Here is a 17985-nt window from a genome sequence, read left to right as displayed (position 1 = left end):
GTAGGCCCTGTAGCGCCAGTAATCCCCGGTGGTCCCGTAGGCCCTGGTTCGCCCGTAGCCCCCGGCGGTCCCGTAGGCCCTGGTTCGCCCGTAGCCCCCGGCGGTCCTGTAGTCCCCGGTGGCCCCGTAGCCCCCGGCGGTCCTGTAGGCCCTGTAGCGCCAGTAATCCCCGGTGGTCCCGTAGGCCCTGGTTCCCCCGTAGCCCCCGGCGGTCCCGTAGGCCCTGTAGCACCAGTAGGTCCAGGTTTGCCAGTAATCCCCGGTGGTCCCATAGCCCCCCTAGGCCCCCTAGGTCCCATAGGCCCGGTTGCACCTGGAGGTCCTTTTGCTCCAGCACATCTTATAGGAACATTTATTTTAGTGTTTACTTTTTGCTTTTCATTGCATCTGCAATCTTTATGCCCAGATTCTCGACTCTTTTTTCTTTTGGATTTACAATATTTATGCTCACATTTTCGACTCTTTATATCCTTGGATTTATAATATTTATGTTCACATTCTCGATTTTTTTTGTTATTGGAGATACAATCTTTATTTATTCCTTTTGATTTGCTTTTTTCTCCACTCAAATTTTTTCAACCCCTTTCATTGAACTTATACATTTTATGAGATAAATAATAAATCAGAGTGGGTGAATTTATTATAAAAGTGCTTATTTTTTAAAAGTGGCTGCCTTTTTTGGTATTGTGAAAACAACCCATTTCATCTAAAATCACATCGAATGAGACAGGGAATGAAGCGAGGGGAGACGTTTCTTTGCTTCCTAACCTGTGGAATAATCCCCAATGTCCTTGTCCTGTACCCGGGAAGCCGGTAGACGCTTGCATATAGCAAGAAAAGAGATTCTGAATGACGCTTTGGAAATACTGTATGGATAATATTTCAGATAAAATAGAGCGAGATTACTTGGGTGGATCATCCATGCAGGTAATTTTTGCTCTATTTAAGTAGGGAAAAGAAACTGCACGATTGTCCCGGGAAAAAATCCACCTAGTTCCATTCAACAAAGACATACCAACCTCCCGGCGATTATAAATATGAAAGAATAAAAGGAGGATGAAAGATGGAACGTTGTACGATTACCGTGAAGGAAGTGTGTCCATAATCGGTAAGCAGGAAGTGTATGGATAAATTTTACAAATGGACTAAATGCTTTTAAAGAATGGATGTTGTTTCAAGAATTCCAGCGTGTGCTATGGCACACGCTGTGTTAATTAATAATAAAGAAAGCCGTATAAAAACGGTTAATTCGCCAATTTTTACGGTGGAAACTTTCTCAGGACTATCTATTCCACGAATTTGTGAGCCCAAAAAAGTACTCTTTGATCACAACTTGATTCGTTATCAATAAGGATTTAAATGTAAAGCTTTAGCTTATCAGATGAAATCAGTAGTAACGTATTTTGAGGAATTGTCACATTTAACGAATAATATCTAGAACAAAATCAGGAGGTATTCCGGAACAATCACAGGATGAAATCCGGAAATATCTTGTGATGAAGCTCGGGACATACATAAAGAAAAAGGAGAATACAAGAGAAGAAGAGGACACGCGCAAAAAGCTTACATTATTTATGAACAAAACCTAAGAGTCTTAAAACAAATTGTGCAAGAATCACTTCTCGAATGGTGTGTAGATTTAGGGAATGAACTGGTCATTGAGACGATTAGGATCGGGTAGTACTAGTTATTTTGAATCGATTGTAAAAGAGTTGGTACAGGTGGTAGACATCACGACTTTGTAACAAATGCTTCATTCGCAAAAGTGTTAAAAGAAGTTGCAACTGAGAATGTCGATGAAGATCTAATTACAAGAAGGGGAACATGATAAATCTATTATTTAATGTAGATGAATCAATTAAAGCCTTTTACGAGCCTAACAATAGGTAACCACATTATGATAATATAAAGTTAATTAGCATGAAGAAAGGTGGACACTATGAAAGTATTATTTATCGGAGGGACAGGCCTCATAAGTAGTGCAGCTACGAATTTAGCAGTGCAACAAGGAATCGATCTGTATTTACTTACTAGGGGAAAGAGAGAGGGATCTGTACCAGAAGAAGCTACGTTGCTACATGGAGACATTAATAATCGCGATGAAATGAAAGCGTTATTAAAGGATAGATATTTTGATGTTGTTGTGAATTGGATTAACTTTATGGCAGAAGATATAGAGCGAGATATTGCTTATTTTACTGGAAAAACGAGTCAATATATTTTTATTAGTACTGTTGCTACCTATCAAAGGCCACCTGTTTATTATAAGTTGGATGAATCAACCCCACAGCATAATCCTGTCTGGGACTATGCGACAAATAAACTAGCGAGTGAGGAAAGATTAATAAAGGAATACCGTCAACACTCTTTTCCAATCACAATTGTCAGGCCATCCCATACATACGGTGAATCGAGCATTCCTTTTGCGGTAACAAGTGGTGCGCATCCATGGACACTCGTGGATCGAATCTTACAAGGTAAAAAAATTATTGTTCCAGGGGATGGGACTTCTTTATGGACGATTACCCATAACAGTGATTTTGCGAAAGGGTTAGTTGGTTTATTTGGTAACACACAAACAATTGGACATGCGTTCCATATAACCTCTGATGAAGTAAAAACGTGGAATCAATACCTTCAAATTTTAGGAGAAGCTGTTGGGGTTAAGCCAAAACCTATTCATATGACTTCGGAGTCTATTTCACTGTTTATGCCGGAATTCAAAGGGCAGTTGTTTGGAGATATTAGCAATAGTTATGTTGTTGATAATCATAAAATTAAAACATTTGTACCAGGGTATATGGCAACTACGAATTTTGAAAAAGGCATTCGTCAATCGATTAACTATTTTAAAGAACGTCCAGCATTACAAACAATCGATGATGTGTTAAATAAGAAAATGGATAATGCTATAGCTAGATATGAAGTATTTTTAGCGAGCATTGGAGAATAAAAAGTTGAAGCAGGGGACGGTTCGTAGCTTTCGAATGTTGGAAGCATGGAACCGTCCCCTGCTTCTTTCCTTACATAACACAATATGATAGAATTAGAACAAATGTTCGTTTTGTAATCATAGGATAACATCTTCTAAATGAGGAGGAATATTCATGGAAGCCCTTAATCAATTTAACGATCGAATCATTGCACAAAAAGTAACACCAGAGCGAAAAGCTATATATAGAAGTTTTCCAAACAGACTATTAACTAGCTTACAAGATTATTTGAAGGAAAATAAAATTAAGCACCTATATAGCCATCAAGCGGAGATGTTTGACACAGCATTGGATAGAAAAAACATTGTCATTACGACGTCAACAGCCAGTGGTAAAACACTAAGTTTTTTATTGCCGGTCGTACAAGAAATACTGAAAAATCCAATGACGCGGGCCATCTTTGTTTATCCAACAAAAGCATTAGCTAATGATCAATACCGCAATATCCAGCCTCTATTAGATTACTTTGGTAAAAATAAAATTCAAGCAGGTGTCTATGATGGAGATACCCCTGTTAATGAACGAAGTAGGATTAGAAATAGCGCTAATATTATCTTAACGAATCCTGAGATGATCAATACTGCATTTTCACCTAATCACAATAACCATGGGTTTAATTTTATCTTTTCCAACTTGAAATACGTGGTTATCGATGAACTACATACGTACAGAGGCACCTTTGGTTCACATTTAGCGAATTTAATGAAACGATTTAATAGAATTTGTACCTATTATCATTCTTCCCCACAATTTTTATGTAGCTCGGCAACAATAGCCAATCCAGTTGAGTTGGCAGAGAAGATTACTGGTAAACCTTTTATACTGATGGATCAGGATGGTTCACCTGCACCAGAAAAGCATTTTTACATATGGCAGCCACCGATGATAAAAGGAACGGATTATCCTGTAAGTCCTGCGCAAGAAGCGACAGAACTGTTACCAGAACTAGTGATGCAGGATAATAGCTTTATTGCTTTTTGTAAAGCGCGGAAAACAGTCGAAGTCATACTAAAAGAAGCGCGCGATAAATTAAAATATGACGGAACAAACGTACAGGATTATTCTCATTTGATTTCTGGCTATCGAGGTGGGTACAAGCCGAAAGAACGAAAAGAAATTGAGACTAAAATGGTGAATGGTCATTTGAAAGGACTTGTTTCCACTAATGCCTTGGAGCTGGGTATTGATATTGGGAGTGTGGAATCCACCGTTTTAGTAGGATTTCCAGGGACAAGGGCTTCGTTTTGGCAACAATCTGGACGAGCAGGTCGTAGTGGTGTCGGCTCTTCTACTTTTTTACTATTAGATAATTTGCCATTTGATCAATACATTGGCATTAATCCGGAATGGCTTTTTTCCAATGGAAGTGAAAACGCCGTTGTTGATACGAACAACCTATTTATCCAGTTAGCCCATGTTCGCGCGGCTGCAGCTGAAATACCTCTTTCTTTAGATGATATAGCGATGTTTCCACAGCTAGGAGAAATTGTTCCGGTGTTGATCAAGGCGGGAGAGCTTAGAAGTGAAAATGGTAAGTTTACTTGGATCGGACCTTCTTTTCCAGCGGGGGACTTTAGTTTGCGAAATATGGATAAAGAAAGATATAAACTAGTCAATAAAATCGATGCAACGGTGCTTACGGAAATGGACGAATTGCAAGCATTTAAAGAAATCCACCAAGGTGCGATTTATTTGCATGACGGATTGCTTTTTCAAATTGAAAACTTAGATGTGGAAAATAGAGTGGCTTACGGTTTACCGATGGATGCCAATTACTATACCGCTTCACATAGTGGCACAACTGTAGTGAAAATAAAGGATTTTAAAGAGGACGACATCGGTAGAACGAGGCAACATTTCGGCGATGTGAAAGTGACAGAATCGGTAACAGGTTATAAAAGGATTCAATTTCATAATCATCAAAATTTAGGCTACGAAGAGCTCGCCAAGCCCTTAATCAAGTCGTTTGAAACAGAGGGTGTTCGGATTTTAATCCCTAAAAATGTTGATATTCTTTTCAGGAAACTAGTGCCTAATCAGGGGACAGACATTCCCGCGCAGTTCTGGAAGACTTATTTTGGTGGTATGAGTTATGCGCTATTAAATGCAACGCTGATGTTAACGATGGCTACCAAGGAAGATGTCGGTACGTCCATGTTGGAGGAATCCAATGAGGAAGAGCGGACAACCTCGATTTGTATTTATGATCGATACATCGGTGGATTGGGGTATGCAGAGAAGGCGTTTGATCATTTTGCAGAAATTATTCAAAATGCGAGGAAAATGGTAAGTGGATGTAAATGTAACGAAGGGTGTCCAGCTTGTATTGGAGACTACAATCTCGATAAAGCAATTGTTCTATGGGGACTAGAAAATATATTTGAACAATTGGTGCCACCGAAGGGCATGAAAGTACCAGTTGCTGCTCCACAAGTTGTAATCGAAAAGAAATTTGAATTCTTACATTTACAAGAAGACTGGAGTAAGTTTACTAGGTTCATGAAAGCAACAGGAGAATATTTATCTGACTTTTTGGCGAGTGTTCCAGCCGTCAGGATAGAAGGCTCTACATTAATGCTTATTATAGATAATCCTTTTTATAAAGAATGGATGAATGAGAGCGATAATATAGGCAAACTGAAAAATATGATTAACCATTACGTTAACACGCCAAAGGACTTTGCGATAGAGTTCGAAACGGCACAAAAAGGAAATGTGGCAACTAGAGACAAAATTTCCAGACGATATTCAGATTTAACAAATTAGGTGGGGTTCTATGATTCAAACAGATGATATGCTTCGTAAACTAAATACTTATCAAAGAGATGCTGTTTTAGATAATAGTCCCGCACTGCTTTTAAATGCACATGTCGGAAGTGGAAAAACAACCGTCCTTATATCCAAGGTGATGTATCTTCATTTAGTAAAAGAGATTGATTTAACAGAGATGGTCGTGCTCACGTTTACGAATAAAGCTGCCAAGGAAATCAAGGATCGTATCAAAGCAGAAAATTCGAAAATCAAAGATAAAGACATGCCGTACTTTGGGACGTTTCACAGTGTTGCATCCAAATTGTTGTCTAAAGTCTTACCTATTCAAGAAATTGGCTATACCAATCGTTTTACAATCATGGATCCCGATGAACTATTTGAAATGGCATATCGATTAATGATTGAGCACCGATTTAACATTAAATTCAAAAATAAACTGTCCAAACGTATGGAAGCAATCAAAAACGGTGAAACATTGTATGGGAATATGAAACGAGAAGATGATATCAAAGTATTATGGGAGTGTATGGTAGAAGAGAAACGAAAGCAAAACAAAATGGATTTTGATGATTTAATTGTACATGCTACGAAACTATTGGAAACAGGAGTATTCACACCGAAGTGGGTTATCATAGATGAATTCCAGGATTGTGATCGGGCCCAGTTAGCATTGATCAAAGCCATGTGTGGAGCCAATACAAACTTATTCGTCGTTGGTGACCCAAATCAGATTATCTACTCGTGGCGAGGTAGCGAGAAAAACATCTTTCAAAATTTCAAGAGAGTCTATGATGCCAAGGAAATGTCCTTACCAATTAACTATCGATCTAGCTCAACGATCCTTGAAGCGGCTAAACAGTTTTTAGAGGATAGTACAGAGCTTGAAGGAGTACGAGATGAAGGAAGCAAAATCGTTGTCAAAAATCACTATAACCCGTTTAATGAAGCACAGTATTTATGTGATCAAATTAAAAAGCTAACTAGTGAGGGTTCTGTTAGTTATAAAGATATTGCCATCTTTTATCGTACGCAAAGACAATCAAAAACGATGGAAGATGCACTAATTAAAGAAAAAATTCCAGTCGAGGTTTCCGTTAAAAAATCGTTAAAGGATATTCCTGTTCTTCATTGGTTGGTCAGTTTGCTAAAGGCTTCAATCAATCATAATGATAAAAATAATATCATTACGGCTTTAAACAATAAGGAGTTTGGCGAAGGTCTTTCCTTTGCGAAAATAAGAGGAATAATAAACAATGAGTCGGACCATACTTCTATTTTATTAGATAAAATAATTGGCTTTCTGCAAGCCAATGTTGAAAATATATCGGAAGTTTATGATTACTTTGCATTGGATGATTACCTATCACCAACATCATCCACCTTTTTAGAAAATAAAACATTGATTCTAGATTTTATTGACAGTATGAAGCGTTATATCGATGAAAAAAACGTAGCTTTAACTGAAGGAATGCGCGAATACCTCAATTCATCGACCTTGTATGGCTTACATATTTTGAAAGATTCTATCGATGCAGAAGATGAGAGTGTTAAATTGATGACCTTACATGCCTGTAAAGGATTGGAATTTAAACATGTCTTTATCGTTGGCGTCAATGAAGGATCCATTCCACTACGTACTTCCACAGCGGAAGCGCGCGTTGAAGAAAAACGATTATTTTTTGTAGGAATCACAAGAGCTAAAGATACCTTAGAAATCTCCTACTATACCAATCCAGATGATTATCGTGTATTGGAAGGACCAAGTCGTTTTGTTGATATGCTGCCAGGTCATATAGTTGCGAAAGAAGAAAGTAAGGAGCGTCAAGTGGATCTTCAATCGATGAGAAAAGCAATTCAAAAGAACATAAATACACAAGAAGAAGTTGCTGTCTTAGACGAGGCCAGACCAGAAGAGAAGGCTAGTGACGAAACACGCGTCAAGCACGAAAAATATGGCGAGGGAATTGTTGAGTCAGAAGATGAAGATTCCATCACCGTTGTGTTTGAGGCTTATGGGAGTAAGACATTTTCAAAGGTTTTTACTAGTTTGGAGTATTTGGGATGAGGAAGCAGGGGACGGTTCCTTGCTTCCAAACCTACTGATATGGAATGTAAGTTTACTACTTGCATTTTTCGAACCATGAACCCTCGTTAAAAATACGAGGGTCAAACTATATAAAAATATTGATAGTTCTTAGATAACTCTCCAAGAAAAGTACCTGGTTCGAATACCTGTCCCTCGTTTACTCAATCCACAATTTACTAAAGTCAACCTTGTTAAAGGAATCCGCTTGGATATCTTTAATCATTGGGTCAAAGGTGACCGTATGAATAGGGTGGTGTTGGAAAATAATTAGGAATTCTTCTCGTAAATAGCGCTCGACATTGGATACATATACTTCCCGTTCCTGGTGTGTGTGCTGTCTTTTTATTTGAGCCAATTGTTGATAGATAAACGATAGCTGATCATCAGTTAGAAATTTCCTAAATAGTAGTGCCTTATTGTAAAAAGCACCGATAAAGGAGAGGTGATAATCTAGCGATGCGATTTCTCCTAGAAATACTAAATCTGCTTGTTCATCTAATTGCTTGGTATAAAGCTGTTCAATATCAAAAGTGTGCAAATGAAACTTCATCCCATACTTATCTGCTTCTTGAATAAACCAATTTGCCTCTTCAAGTGCTTTAGGAAAGTAAAGGGAGAATAAATGTAGTTTTTCTTCTTGGTAGTTTGCCTTTTTCAATAGGGAAGGTATGTTTGCAGAATCACGATCCTGCTTTGTTGAATTCCAAGGGAGAAAGCTAGATGCCTCCATCAAATCTTCCCGATCCAATTCGTCCCACATTTTTTCAGTATCTAACAGGTGGAAGATAGCTTCCCGAAAATGTTTGTTATGGACCATACTTTTTGGATTGCGATTAAAATTGAAGGATAGAAAGCGAAAGCCAGGTTCGACTTCTTTCTTTAAAAAGGGTTCACCGTTAGATTCTTGGTATTGCACCTTATAGGTTAAGTCTTCAAACGCATCCACCGGCACCTGCCATACTTCCACTCGATCTAATAAAGGACGTTCAAAGAAATAAAAATCAAATGCTTCAAGAACCAGTTTATTCTCTGTTCGTTCCACTAGTTTAAACGGTCCTGTTCCAATCCAGCTATTCTCGTCAAATGGAATATCCTTAGGTAAGATGGCAAGGCTTAAAGAACTGATATAACGCAAAAAGAATGGATTGGCTTCTTTTAAATCAAATCGAACTGTATAAGGGTTGATACATTCTATTTTTTCTATACCCGCAAGGAGCCAGTCATTCGGTGAGTCCTGATTCCGGAACCATTCCATCGTACTTTTCACATCTAAACTCGTTAACGACTGATGATTATGGAAAAGTACCCCTTTGCGTAGATAAAAGGTCCAGGAAGTATAGGTTTCGTTATGTCTCCAATGATGGGCCAAATGTGGTTTTATTTGATCTGTTTCTTGCTCATATCTAACCAATGTATCGCCTAGTTGTTTAATGAGATGGCTCTCCAATGTTATAGAGCTATACATCGGATGTAGGGTAGTAAGTTTCCTTCTAGTAACGGTACGTAAAATATCTTTTGCCTGTATGGTAGAAGTGTAGCCAAATAATTTTTGAACTGTCGAGACAGTGGTAATCCATTCTCTCGGGATCGGCAATTGTAATAGTTGGACCAGATCATCTAATTGCTCCTTTTCCACTAGTTTTGCGACTATTTCTTCAATCTCAGTCTTAAAGGCTTTAGTGAACTCTAGTGTGGATGGATTTCCTCTTCCTATCCCAGGTTTATAGTGAAGTAATCCTAGAGATTGATATTTTTTTAATTTCCTCTTTACATTCTTTTGAGTGCAAAACCAGAGCTGTTCAAGATCCTTTAATTTGAACTCAACCTTGTAATCTAGTTCTTTGGAGTATAAGTGTGCACGCATTTCAAAATAAGCTAGTTCTTTCAATTCCTTCCCTCCTTGTAAAAGGGGACATTTTAAATTGTATTATACCCTTTTTAACCCCTTTTGGAAAAGGCAAAATAAAGAGAAGGGGGAGTTCGTTATGTTTAAGGAGTTACATTCGAATATTAGAATAAGAATCTATACGTCTTTTTTTAGTAGGGTAATCGGTTCGATGATTTTTCCGTTTATGGCGATTTATTTTACCAATAAATTAAATGCCTCGGTTGCTGGTATATTACTTATCCTTCATGTAGTCGTGCAATTCATAGCAGGTCTGTATGGCGGCTATTTGGCGGATATATTAGGTCGTAAGCGGTTGATGGTGATTGGGGAAGCGATGAAATTGTTGGGATTTGCCGTTATGATTGGTGCTAATTCACCTATCACCTCATCGGCATGGATCACATTCCTAGCAATGCTTATTATTGGAGTTTCCTCAGGCTTTGTTAATCCTGCAGCGGAAGCGATGTTAATTGATGTAAGTACAAAAGAAACACGAGCATTCATGTATGCAATCAATTATTGGGCTGTAAATATGTCCTTAATGCTAGGTCTAATAGTTGGAGGCTGGTTTTTCAAAACGCATTTGTTTGAATTACTTATCGCTTTGTTTGTAATGACATTGGTAACATTATGGATGACGGCCGTCCTGATAGAAGAGACATTGGTTGGTAAAAAGACAGTAAATAAAGAATATGGAGTAAAAGCCTTATTAAAAAGTTACCAGACAGTCATTAAAGACTTTCCATTTGTGTTATTTACTTTAGGTGGAATTGCCATTTTATCTTTAGAATTTCAGCGCAATAATTTTATTGCTGTTAGGCTGGAGGATGAGATTATCCCACGAACCTTAGAGATCTTAACATTTAGTGTAACGATAGATGGAATAAAACTGTTAAGTCTGCTTACTGTAGAAAATACATTAATGATTGTTTTATTTACAGGTCTTGCATCTAAATTAATCAAGGGGAGATCTGAACGAATAATCATGTATATTGGGTTTATCTTGTTTGGTTTAGGCTTTGCCATTTTAGCCTTTTCAACGAACATACTTGGATTGTTTCTTGCAGTGATGATCTTGACTGTTGGGGAATTAATGTATGTTCCAACAAGACAATCACTACTTGCGGATATCGTAGGTGATAGCCGAAGAGGCGCATATATGGCTTTTAATGGATTTGTTTTTCAAATAGGAAAGCTATTTGGAGCGCTAGGAATTATCGTTGGTAACATCATTGGTGGAGTTGGTATGGGTGTTATTTATCTCGTTTTTGTATTGCTAGGAATTTATCTATCAAGAGCAGCAATCCAGAAGTACCAGGGTATTAAGCATGGAAAGACTGCAGTAATAACAGGGGGAGTATAAATGAAGTTTGTATTATTATATGGTCCGCAAGCGGTTGGGAAAATGACCATTGGGCAAGAATTAGCTAAAATAACAGGTTTAAAACTATTTCATAATCATATGACGATTGAGCTATTAGAACCTTTTCTCGGATTTAGTGATGAGATGTGGCGAATCTCTACAATGATAAGGGAAGAACTATTTGAAAGCTATGCTAAAAGTGATCAATATGGGATGATTTTCACCTATGTCTGGGCTTTTGACGAGCAAGAAGACTGGGAATTTGTTAAAAAAGTAACGAATGTTTTTGAATCGGTAGGTGCGGAAGTTTACCTCGTTGAATTAGAAGCAGATGTAGAAGAAAGACTAAAGCGAAACGTGACAGCTAATAGACTTAATCACAAGCCGACAAAAAGAAACACAGAAAAATCTAAAGAAGAGCTCTTAAAGACAATGGAGACTCATCGGTTGAATTCAGAAGTGGGTGAAATTCAACACAAAAATTATTTAAGAATTAATAACACCCACATGCGTGCAGCAGAGGTCGCACTGCAAATAAAAGAAACATTACAGTTATAAGAGGAAGCAGGGGACGGTTCCTTGCTTCCAATTTTGTCGAATAATTGAATATATACAAGCCTTATCGCCAGTGTTCACACAACTACCACATTTTGAATAAGAACTAATGTTCTTGTTTTGGTATAGTAAAACGAAAAGGAGGTGAGTGGAAATGGCGACCAAAACGTTTCTAGTTTAATCAATTTCATAATACCAATTTTGTCGTCACCTACAACAATATATAGTTGGATAAAACCATTCCCAAACTATCTATTGTAGCAGATGACTGAATAAGGTAATTATAAAATTGACTCAGTAAAATTGAAAAATCCTTCTAAACGGAAATAGTTTATGTTGATCACAGACAAAAAATATGCAAGATTAGTAAATCAATGTGTAGTGTAGCTCTGAACCCATCATTGGCAAACGTCAATTTTTCTCAGATAAAGAGGTTGGGTATAAATACTAACATTTTCGTTCCCTACGTTGTTCTTTAGGGAAGAAAAAAAGCTCAGTGAGCAATCGAGTCACAACAATGAGGAATCACCTAAGTTAGAGTCTAGAAAATAAAATATTAAATGTAAACAACATACTTAAGCGTGTTATAATTTATAAAAATGATAACGGAGTGATTTTAATGGAAGACACATTAAAATTAATTTTAAGTGAATTGAAAGGACTCAATCAAGGTCAAGAACAACTTGTCCAAAGACAGACTAAAGTAGAGCAAGGTCAAGAACAACTCGTACAAAGGCTGACCAAAGTGGAGCAGGGTCAAGAACAACTTGTCCAAAGACAGATCCAAGTGGAGCAAGGTCAAGAACAACTTGTCCAAAGACAGACCAAAATGGAACAAGGTCAAGAACAACTTGTCCAAAGGCTGACCCGAGTGGAGCGAGGTCAAGAACAACTTGTCCAAAGACAGATCCAAGTGGAGCAAGGTCAAGAACAACTCGTACAAAGACAGACCCAAGTAGAGCAAGGTCAAGAACAACTTGTCCAAAGACAGACCCAAGTAGAGCAAGGTCAGGCTCAGCTCATACAAAGGCAGACCAAAGTAGAACAAGGCCAAAAGCAATTAGAACTAGGGCAAGTAGATCTGAAGAAAGAAGTTTTAAGTATAAAAGATAATTTAATTTATGGCTTAGGTCCGTATTTTGAAAATATAGAGAAACATATAGATACCAAAACAGATGAGCTTAAAGATATATTAGAGGACCAGCAAAGGGTTATTGAAACGTTGTCAGTTCGTTCTGTTAAGCATGAAAGTGAAGTGAATGACGTTAAACGGATACTGAAAAATCAATAAGTAGCGCATAAGCCCCTTTTTATATATCTTTGAAATTCGTAAGCAGAGAAAGGTTCCTTGCTTCCGAACTTTGGAAGCGATGAACCTTCCCCGGTAGAGTCTCTAGTACCTATAAGCTTAATTCCTTAACTGTAATGGATTGAGACAGTTTATTGGTTTTACAATCAGCGAATGCATCTTCATTAACTAAATCTATCTTAAATGCAGCGTCTAGTTTTTCTGTATCTGGACGTTTTACTTGTAAGATGAGATCTTCTAAATTTAATTCTTCCAACTTTTGTACAGTCTTCTCTTCGTCGTAATTAACTGAAGAACGAATTGTCCGTTGCGCTTTATATTTCCCACGCTTCACTTCACCTTTTTGTTCTTTTCCAAAGCTTTCATCTAAGAAGCTATGAATCTGTTTTTTAATCTGATTCATTTCTCCCTCCAATACTTTTTTCTGTGTGTTTAAATCATAGTATTTCTTTAATGTCTCCTCTGATATATCAAAGGAAGCTTCTATATCTAATTCATTTTTCATCATCATTCCTCCAGTCTAGTATGTTTGTTAATTTATATGAAACTGAAGGATATTTATGCTGGATTTACTTTCATAAAAGTTATATATATATTAATTCTCCGTTGCATTCGGATTTAGATTAGTATAAAAGCTAATAATACAGCTCTGCCATATGTGACACTACAGTATCTGGCGGTGTTTTTTCTTGTTTACTTCTACCTAAGATTATAATTAAAAAAACTAAGTACATTACCTAAAAAAGTGCATAGTATAGTTGTATAAATTTTGAAAGGTTTGAAAGGATGAAAAAATTGTACTATGACCAAAATAGGTATCCTCGTCATTATCAGTACCCGTATTATGTCAATGCACCAATCTATCCAGCCGTAATGCAACCTTGGCAATCGGCTACTCCTCATCAGATAAGTTATCAAAATACATCATATCAGAACCGCACTTCCAATGGCGATACTTCTATACCGTTAAAGGATTATGGACCAAATCCATTTGTTATAAATATCAATGAGGCTACGAAGCAGAACAGTACGTATCGCACCGCTCTATGGACAGGGGAACATTTTCAAGTTACCTTAATGAGTATCAATGTTGGAGAAGACATCGGCTTGGAAATGCACCCTGATGTTGATCAATTTTTACGTATGGAACAAGGGCAAGGTATTGTCCAAATGGGAAAAAGTAAAAATAATCTAAACATTAAAAGAAACGTTTATGACGATTCTGCAATCGTGATACCTGCAGGAACGTGGCATAATTTAATCAATACTGGTAATGTACCTCTAAAACTTTACTCAATTTATGCTCCACCTAACCATCCATTTGGAACAGTTCATGTTACCAAATCAGATGCGATGGAAGAAGAACATAGATATAACTTTTAATGGTGATTCTTGGAGAAATCAGGGGACGGGTTCATTGCTTCCGAAATTAGGAAGCGGAGAACCGTCCCCTGCTTCTATTGTTCTTTATACCTATCTTTTGTAGAGGCGGAGGTATAACTTTTATCACGGTTTACCTTGTCTAAAATTGGGTTATTTACACCATTGTGATAATTCTGAAAATTTGGTTTAATTTAACAATACTGAGCGTGTCAGTATATTAATAAAGAGAAAATAATGGGAGGTCGCCGATTTTGAAAAAGAAATTAACAGCAATAGCATCGATCACTGCTCTATCATTATCTCTATTAGCTCCTACAGCTAGTTTTGCAAAAGTGGATTCTAGTACAGAGTGGAACACCGAAAGATATGGGGATGAACTAGATATCACAGCAGATTTAAACAAACAATCAAGTGATGAGGAGTTTCAAAAAAAAGCTGCAGCTGCTATTAAAGAAGCAGCCGCAAAAGTGAACTTTGATGAGGAAGAAAGTGCTAATAATGAGAGTGCGGATAGTACATTTACTTATGACGGTGGAACAAAATCCTTTCTTAATAGAGATCTAGCTTTTAAGGAATTCACTCTCCGTAGTGTAGGGGATAACGTAGAAATTTGGGTTGCAAATGACCTGAGTTTCCCGGATGAAAGACCGGCACATGTCGTAACACAAGAACAAGTGGACAAGCTTAGAGATGAGTTTGACTCAAACATATATCCGAAAACAACAGCCTTTTTTGGCACTCCTGATGTGCTTGATGGAAGCAACTCTACTTTACCGGATATGGTTGGATTACCTGACGACTATTACGAAGGCAGCGATAAGGTGATTATGCTCGTAGATAATATTATAGACGAGGGATACACAAATCCAGATTACCCTTTCTTCGTGGCAGGTTTCTTCTGGCAAACATTAGAAAACTATATTGACCGTAACATCATTACGATTGATACAAACAGTTGGGAGACAAAGTTGGAAAATACTTTTTTCTCCACTACTATGCATGAATTACAACACTTAATACATGCTGATAATGACGGGGATGAAACGACTTGGGTGAATGAGGGGATGTCAACATTCTCTGAATATTTAGGTGGATACGGACATGGAACAGGTGCGATTAATTTCTTGCTTGATCATCCCGAGAACTCACTTGTAAACTGGGATGAGCACGTTGGAGCTGTAACTGGACCTGAAACTATCGCCGATTATGGTCTTGTCTATTTATTTACGCTTTATAACTATGAACAATTTGGACAAGAGTTTATTCGTGAAGTAGCGCTTAGTGAATTAAATGGGATTGATAGTTACAATGCTGCATATAAAGCAAATGGTATCAATGAGGATTTCCAAAGTGTTTATGAAAAATTTATTACAGCTTTACTGATGGATGAGCAACAAAATGTAAAAGGACAAAAAGGTCAGTATGGATTCGAAACCATTAATTTACGTGAATTACCAGTTGAAGATGGTAAACAACGTGGGATGACAGTTAACCTTGAAAAAGCTGAGCAGTTTGAAAAAGACGGGGTTCCAGCTTGGGGTGCGGATTATAAGGTGTTAGACTTTGATGAAAAAATTGTAGATGTACTGTTTAAAGGAATTGACTTCTTGCCTCTATCTTGGGAGACAGTAGCTGATCCACTTGGCACAGAGGAACAGGTCTATTGGAGTGGAGACGGTGATGAGGTAGATCACAATCTTATCTTTGAAGCTGACTTAACTGGAGCTTCCGAGGCTACTTTAACATTTGATAACTTTATTGATATTGAAGAACAATGGGACTTTGGGGTTGTACAGGTTTCTACTGATGGTGGAAGTTCTTGGACTAGTCTATCTAATGAGAATACAAGATCAGACGTAGTCGAAGAAGGCTACCTTAAAATTAAAGAGAACGTTCCAGGGTTTACTGGTCATTATGAAGAATGGCAACAAGAAAGCTTCGACCTTTCCGAATACGCTGGGCAAGACGTTCTTATCTCTTTCCGTTACTTAACGGACTGGGGAACAACAAATGCTGGATGGTATATTGATAATATCGAAATTCCTGAAATTGGTTTAAGTTATGACGGTTCTAGTGTAGATGGATTCCAATCAAAAGCTGCTTTAGCGGGTGAGTATGTAAACTATTCGGTTACATTTGTAAATGAAGATAAGCATGGTAAATACCAAGTATTCCATGTAGATCCATTTCATATGAATGAACAAGACAATTTGAAATTACGAAACATGTTCAAAAAAGGTACGACATACATGACTACCTGGTATGCTGCTCCAGAAGGAAGTAATAGCCCAGTTGATTTTGAATATGAAGTGAAATTACAAGAAAAAGGACCAAAAAAGAAATAGGAAACAAGGAAGCAGGGGACGGTTCGGGACCAGTGAAAAAGTCTACGACTTTAACTCAATTATTCAAATTCACTAAACTTTAATAAATTCCACCAAAACTTCGCGATAATTCAACGAGAAAAAACCCCCTGAATGGTATAATTAGTATGACCAAATACCAAACCATTAGGGGGTTTTTTCTATGCTTCGACTAGAGCCAAAACAATTAAGTCTTCATTCTATATTATATAGTAAAATACCAGAAAATCATATACTTAAAACCATTTCAACTGTAGTAGATTTTAGCTTTATCAATAAATTACTAGAGAACAGTTATTGTAAGCAATTTGGACGACCGGCGAAAGAGCCGGAATTGATGTGCAAACTTCTTTTTCTGCAACATCTCTATAATTTATCTGACGAGAAAGTTATCGAAGAAGCCAGCTTGAATTTAGCTTATATGTACTTTATCGGTATTAATCCTGAGGACGATCTTCCTGATAAAAGTCTGCTTTCGAAGTTCAGAACACAGCGTTTAGTAGAAGGATCCCTTGATGAGATGATTACGGAAATTGTTAAGCAATGTGTAGATAAAGGCATCATTGAGGGAAAGAGTGTAAGTATAGATGCCACACATATGGAAGCCAACACCATTAAGAAAACCCCAGAGCGTCTGATGAAACATTTGGGTAAAAACATTATGCAGACCTACGAAGAAGAAACAGGAAAACCGTTAGAAAATGTGCCATCGGCACCTAACTATAAAGAAATTGAGGACCACAACGAAGCGAAAGCTGTGATGAAGGCTTATTTGGAAACAGTGATTGATCAAGCAGAAGAAAAGACTTCTGAGAAAGAATCAAAAACGTCAGAAATCATTCAAAAGGCAAAAGATATTCTTGCTGACCCTAAATTTATGCATCAAAAAGGAGTGCGTTCTCTCATTGATGAAGATGCACGAGTTGGTCGTAAAAGTAAAACCCAAGGTTTTTATGGTTATAAAACGGAGTTTGTCATGACAACAGATGAACGAATTATTACATCTGTTCGAACCGCGAATGGTGCTTATATGGATGGAAGTTATGCCAAAGAAATGTTGGAAGAAACAAAGCGATCTGGTGTGAAGGTGGAAGAAGTCTACGGTGACAAGGCCTATTTCAGAAAGGCAATTCTGAATGTTATAGAAGAAACAATGGCGAAGGCATATATACCAGTAAGTCACTCCGTATACAGAATAGATGAAAGCGAATATACCTATAATAAAGATTCGGATGAATGGTATTGTAGTCAAGGCAATACGACTGTAGACAAA

At 37.5% G+C, this 17985-nt stretch carries 13 protein-coding genes; 9 read left to right on the top strand and 4 right to left on the bottom strand.

Translation table 11 applies throughout. The features are described from left to right. Together QQS35_RS15060 and QQS35_RS15055 are read right to left on the bottom strand one after the other, a co-directional pair. A partial coding sequence (locus QQS35_RS15060; protein WP_285933040.1) for a hypothetical protein occupies nucleotides 1-272 on the bottom strand: 272 nt, incomplete at its 3' end. Between the two features lie 883 nt (nucleotides 273-1155). After that, on the bottom strand, nucleotides 1156-1311 hold the full coding sequence (locus tag QQS35_RS15055) for a hypothetical protein (protein WP_285933039.1): 156 nt from the start codon (nucleotides 1309-1311) through the stop codon (nucleotides 1156-1158). Between the two features lie 628 nt (nucleotides 1312-1939). Here QQS35_RS15055 and QQS35_RS15050 point away from each other — a divergent pair. The 3 genes from QQS35_RS15050 (at nucleotide 1940) to QQS35_RS15040 (ending at nucleotide 7830) form a co-directional block, all read left to right on the top strand. Further along, complete coding sequence (locus tag QQS35_RS15050) at nucleotides 1940-2953, top strand: NAD-dependent epimerase/dehydratase family protein (RefSeq protein ID WP_285933038.1); 1014 nt, start codon at nucleotides 1940-1942, stop codon at nucleotides 2951-2953. A gap of 154 nt (nucleotides 2954-3107) precedes the next feature. Next, a complete protein-coding gene (locus QQS35_RS15045; protein ID WP_285933037.1) occupies nucleotides 3108-5759 on the top strand; it encodes a DEAD/DEAH box helicase in 2652 nt (883 codons plus the stop codon). Nucleotides 5760-5769: 10 nt separating this feature from the next. Further along, the gene (locus tag QQS35_RS15040; RefSeq protein WP_285933036.1) at nucleotides 5770-7830 is read left to right on the top strand and encodes an ATP-dependent helicase; all 2061 of its coding nucleotides are present in this window, start codon (nucleotides 5770-5772) and stop codon (nucleotides 7828-7830) included. 178 nt (nucleotides 7831-8008) lie between these two features. Here the strand turns inward: QQS35_RS15040 and QQS35_RS15035 are convergent, their stop codons facing one another. Continuing rightward, nucleotides 8009-9739 (bottom strand): SgrR family transcriptional regulator, encoded by a 1731-nt coding sequence (locus QQS35_RS15035; protein ID WP_285933035.1) that lies wholly within the window; start codon nucleotides 9737-9739, stop codon nucleotides 8009-8011. 34 nt (nucleotides 9740-9773) lie between these two features. On the opposite strand from QQS35_RS15035, the gene QQS35_RS15030 reads away from it, so the two are divergent. The 3 genes from QQS35_RS15030 to QQS35_RS15020 all read left to right on the top strand — a co-directional run bounded on the left by QQS35_RS15030 (nucleotide 9774) and on the right by QQS35_RS15020 (nucleotide 12948). Beyond that, nucleotides 9774-11102, top strand: coding sequence for an MDR family MFS transporter (locus tag QQS35_RS15030; protein ID WP_285933034.1), 1329 nt, complete (start codon nucleotides 9774-9776; stop codon nucleotides 11100-11102). Beyond that, nucleotides 11103-11660, top strand: coding sequence for an AAA family ATPase (locus tag QQS35_RS15025; protein ID WP_285933033.1), 558 nt, complete (start codon nucleotides 11103-11105; stop codon nucleotides 11658-11660). 616 nt (nucleotides 11661-12276) lie between these two features. Beyond that, on the top strand, nucleotides 12277-12948 hold the full coding sequence (locus QQS35_RS15020) for a hypothetical protein (RefSeq protein ID WP_285933032.1): 672 nt from the start codon (nucleotides 12277-12279) through the stop codon (nucleotides 12946-12948). Between the two features lie 109 nt (nucleotides 12949-13057). Here QQS35_RS15020 and QQS35_RS15015 read toward each other — a convergent pair whose 3' ends face one another. After that, nucleotides 13058-13471, bottom strand: a complete 414-nt coding sequence (locus tag QQS35_RS15015) for a hypothetical protein (protein ID WP_285933031.1) — start codon at nucleotides 13469-13471, stop codon at nucleotides 13058-13060. A gap of 290 nt (nucleotides 13472-13761) precedes the next feature. Here QQS35_RS15015 and QQS35_RS15010 point away from each other — a divergent pair, with 290 nt between their 5' ends. The 3 genes from QQS35_RS15010 to QQS35_RS15000 form a co-directional block, all read left to right on the top strand. Beyond that, entirely contained in the window at nucleotides 13762-14349 is a 588-nt protein-coding gene (locus tag QQS35_RS15010) for a cupin domain-containing protein (protein WP_285933041.1), read from the top strand. Nucleotides 14350-14600: 251 nt separating this feature from the next. Then, nucleotides 14601-16694, top strand: coding sequence for a M6 family metallopeptidase (locus QQS35_RS15005; protein ID WP_285933030.1), 2094 nt, complete (start codon nucleotides 14601-14603; stop codon nucleotides 16692-16694). Nucleotides 16695-16875: 181 nt separating this feature from the next. Then, the coding region (locus tag QQS35_RS15000; protein WP_285931612.1) for an IS1182 family transposase at nucleotides 16876-17985 on the top strand (1110 nt) is incomplete at its 3' end.

Source organism: Aquibacillus rhizosphaerae (assembly GCF_030282825.1).
GTDB classification, from domain to species: Bacteria; Bacillota; Bacilli; order Bacillales; family Amphibacillaceae; genus Aquibacillus_C; species Aquibacillus_C rhizosphaerae.
The sequence above is the reverse complement of the archived record's forward strand: the minus strand, read 5'-3'. Positions and strand labels throughout refer to the sequence as shown.

Excerpts from the sequence above, each read along its gene's own strand:
- QQS35_RS15050 (WP_285933038.1), top strand. The coding sequence starts at position 1,940 with ATGAAAGTATTATTTATCGGAGGGACAGGCCTCATAAGTAGTGCAGCT.
- QQS35_RS15045 (WP_285933037.1), top strand. The coding sequence starts at position 3,108 with ATGGAAGCCCTTAATCAATTTAACGATCGAATCATTGCACAAAAAGTA.
- QQS35_RS15040 (WP_285933036.1), top strand. The coding sequence starts at position 5,770 with ATGATTCAAACAGATGATATGCTTCGTAAACTAAATACTTATCAAAGA.
- QQS35_RS15025 (WP_285933033.1), top strand. The coding sequence starts at position 11,103 with ATGAAGTTTGTATTATTATATGGTCCGCAAGCGGTTGGGAAAATGACC.
- QQS35_RS15020 (WP_285933032.1), top strand. The coding sequence starts at position 12,277 with ATGGAAGACACATTAAAATTAATTTTAAGTGAATTGAAAGGACTCAAT.
- QQS35_RS15015 (WP_285933031.1), bottom strand. The coding sequence starts at position 13,471 with ATGAAAAATGAATTAGATATAGAAGCTTCCTTTGATATATCAGAGGAG.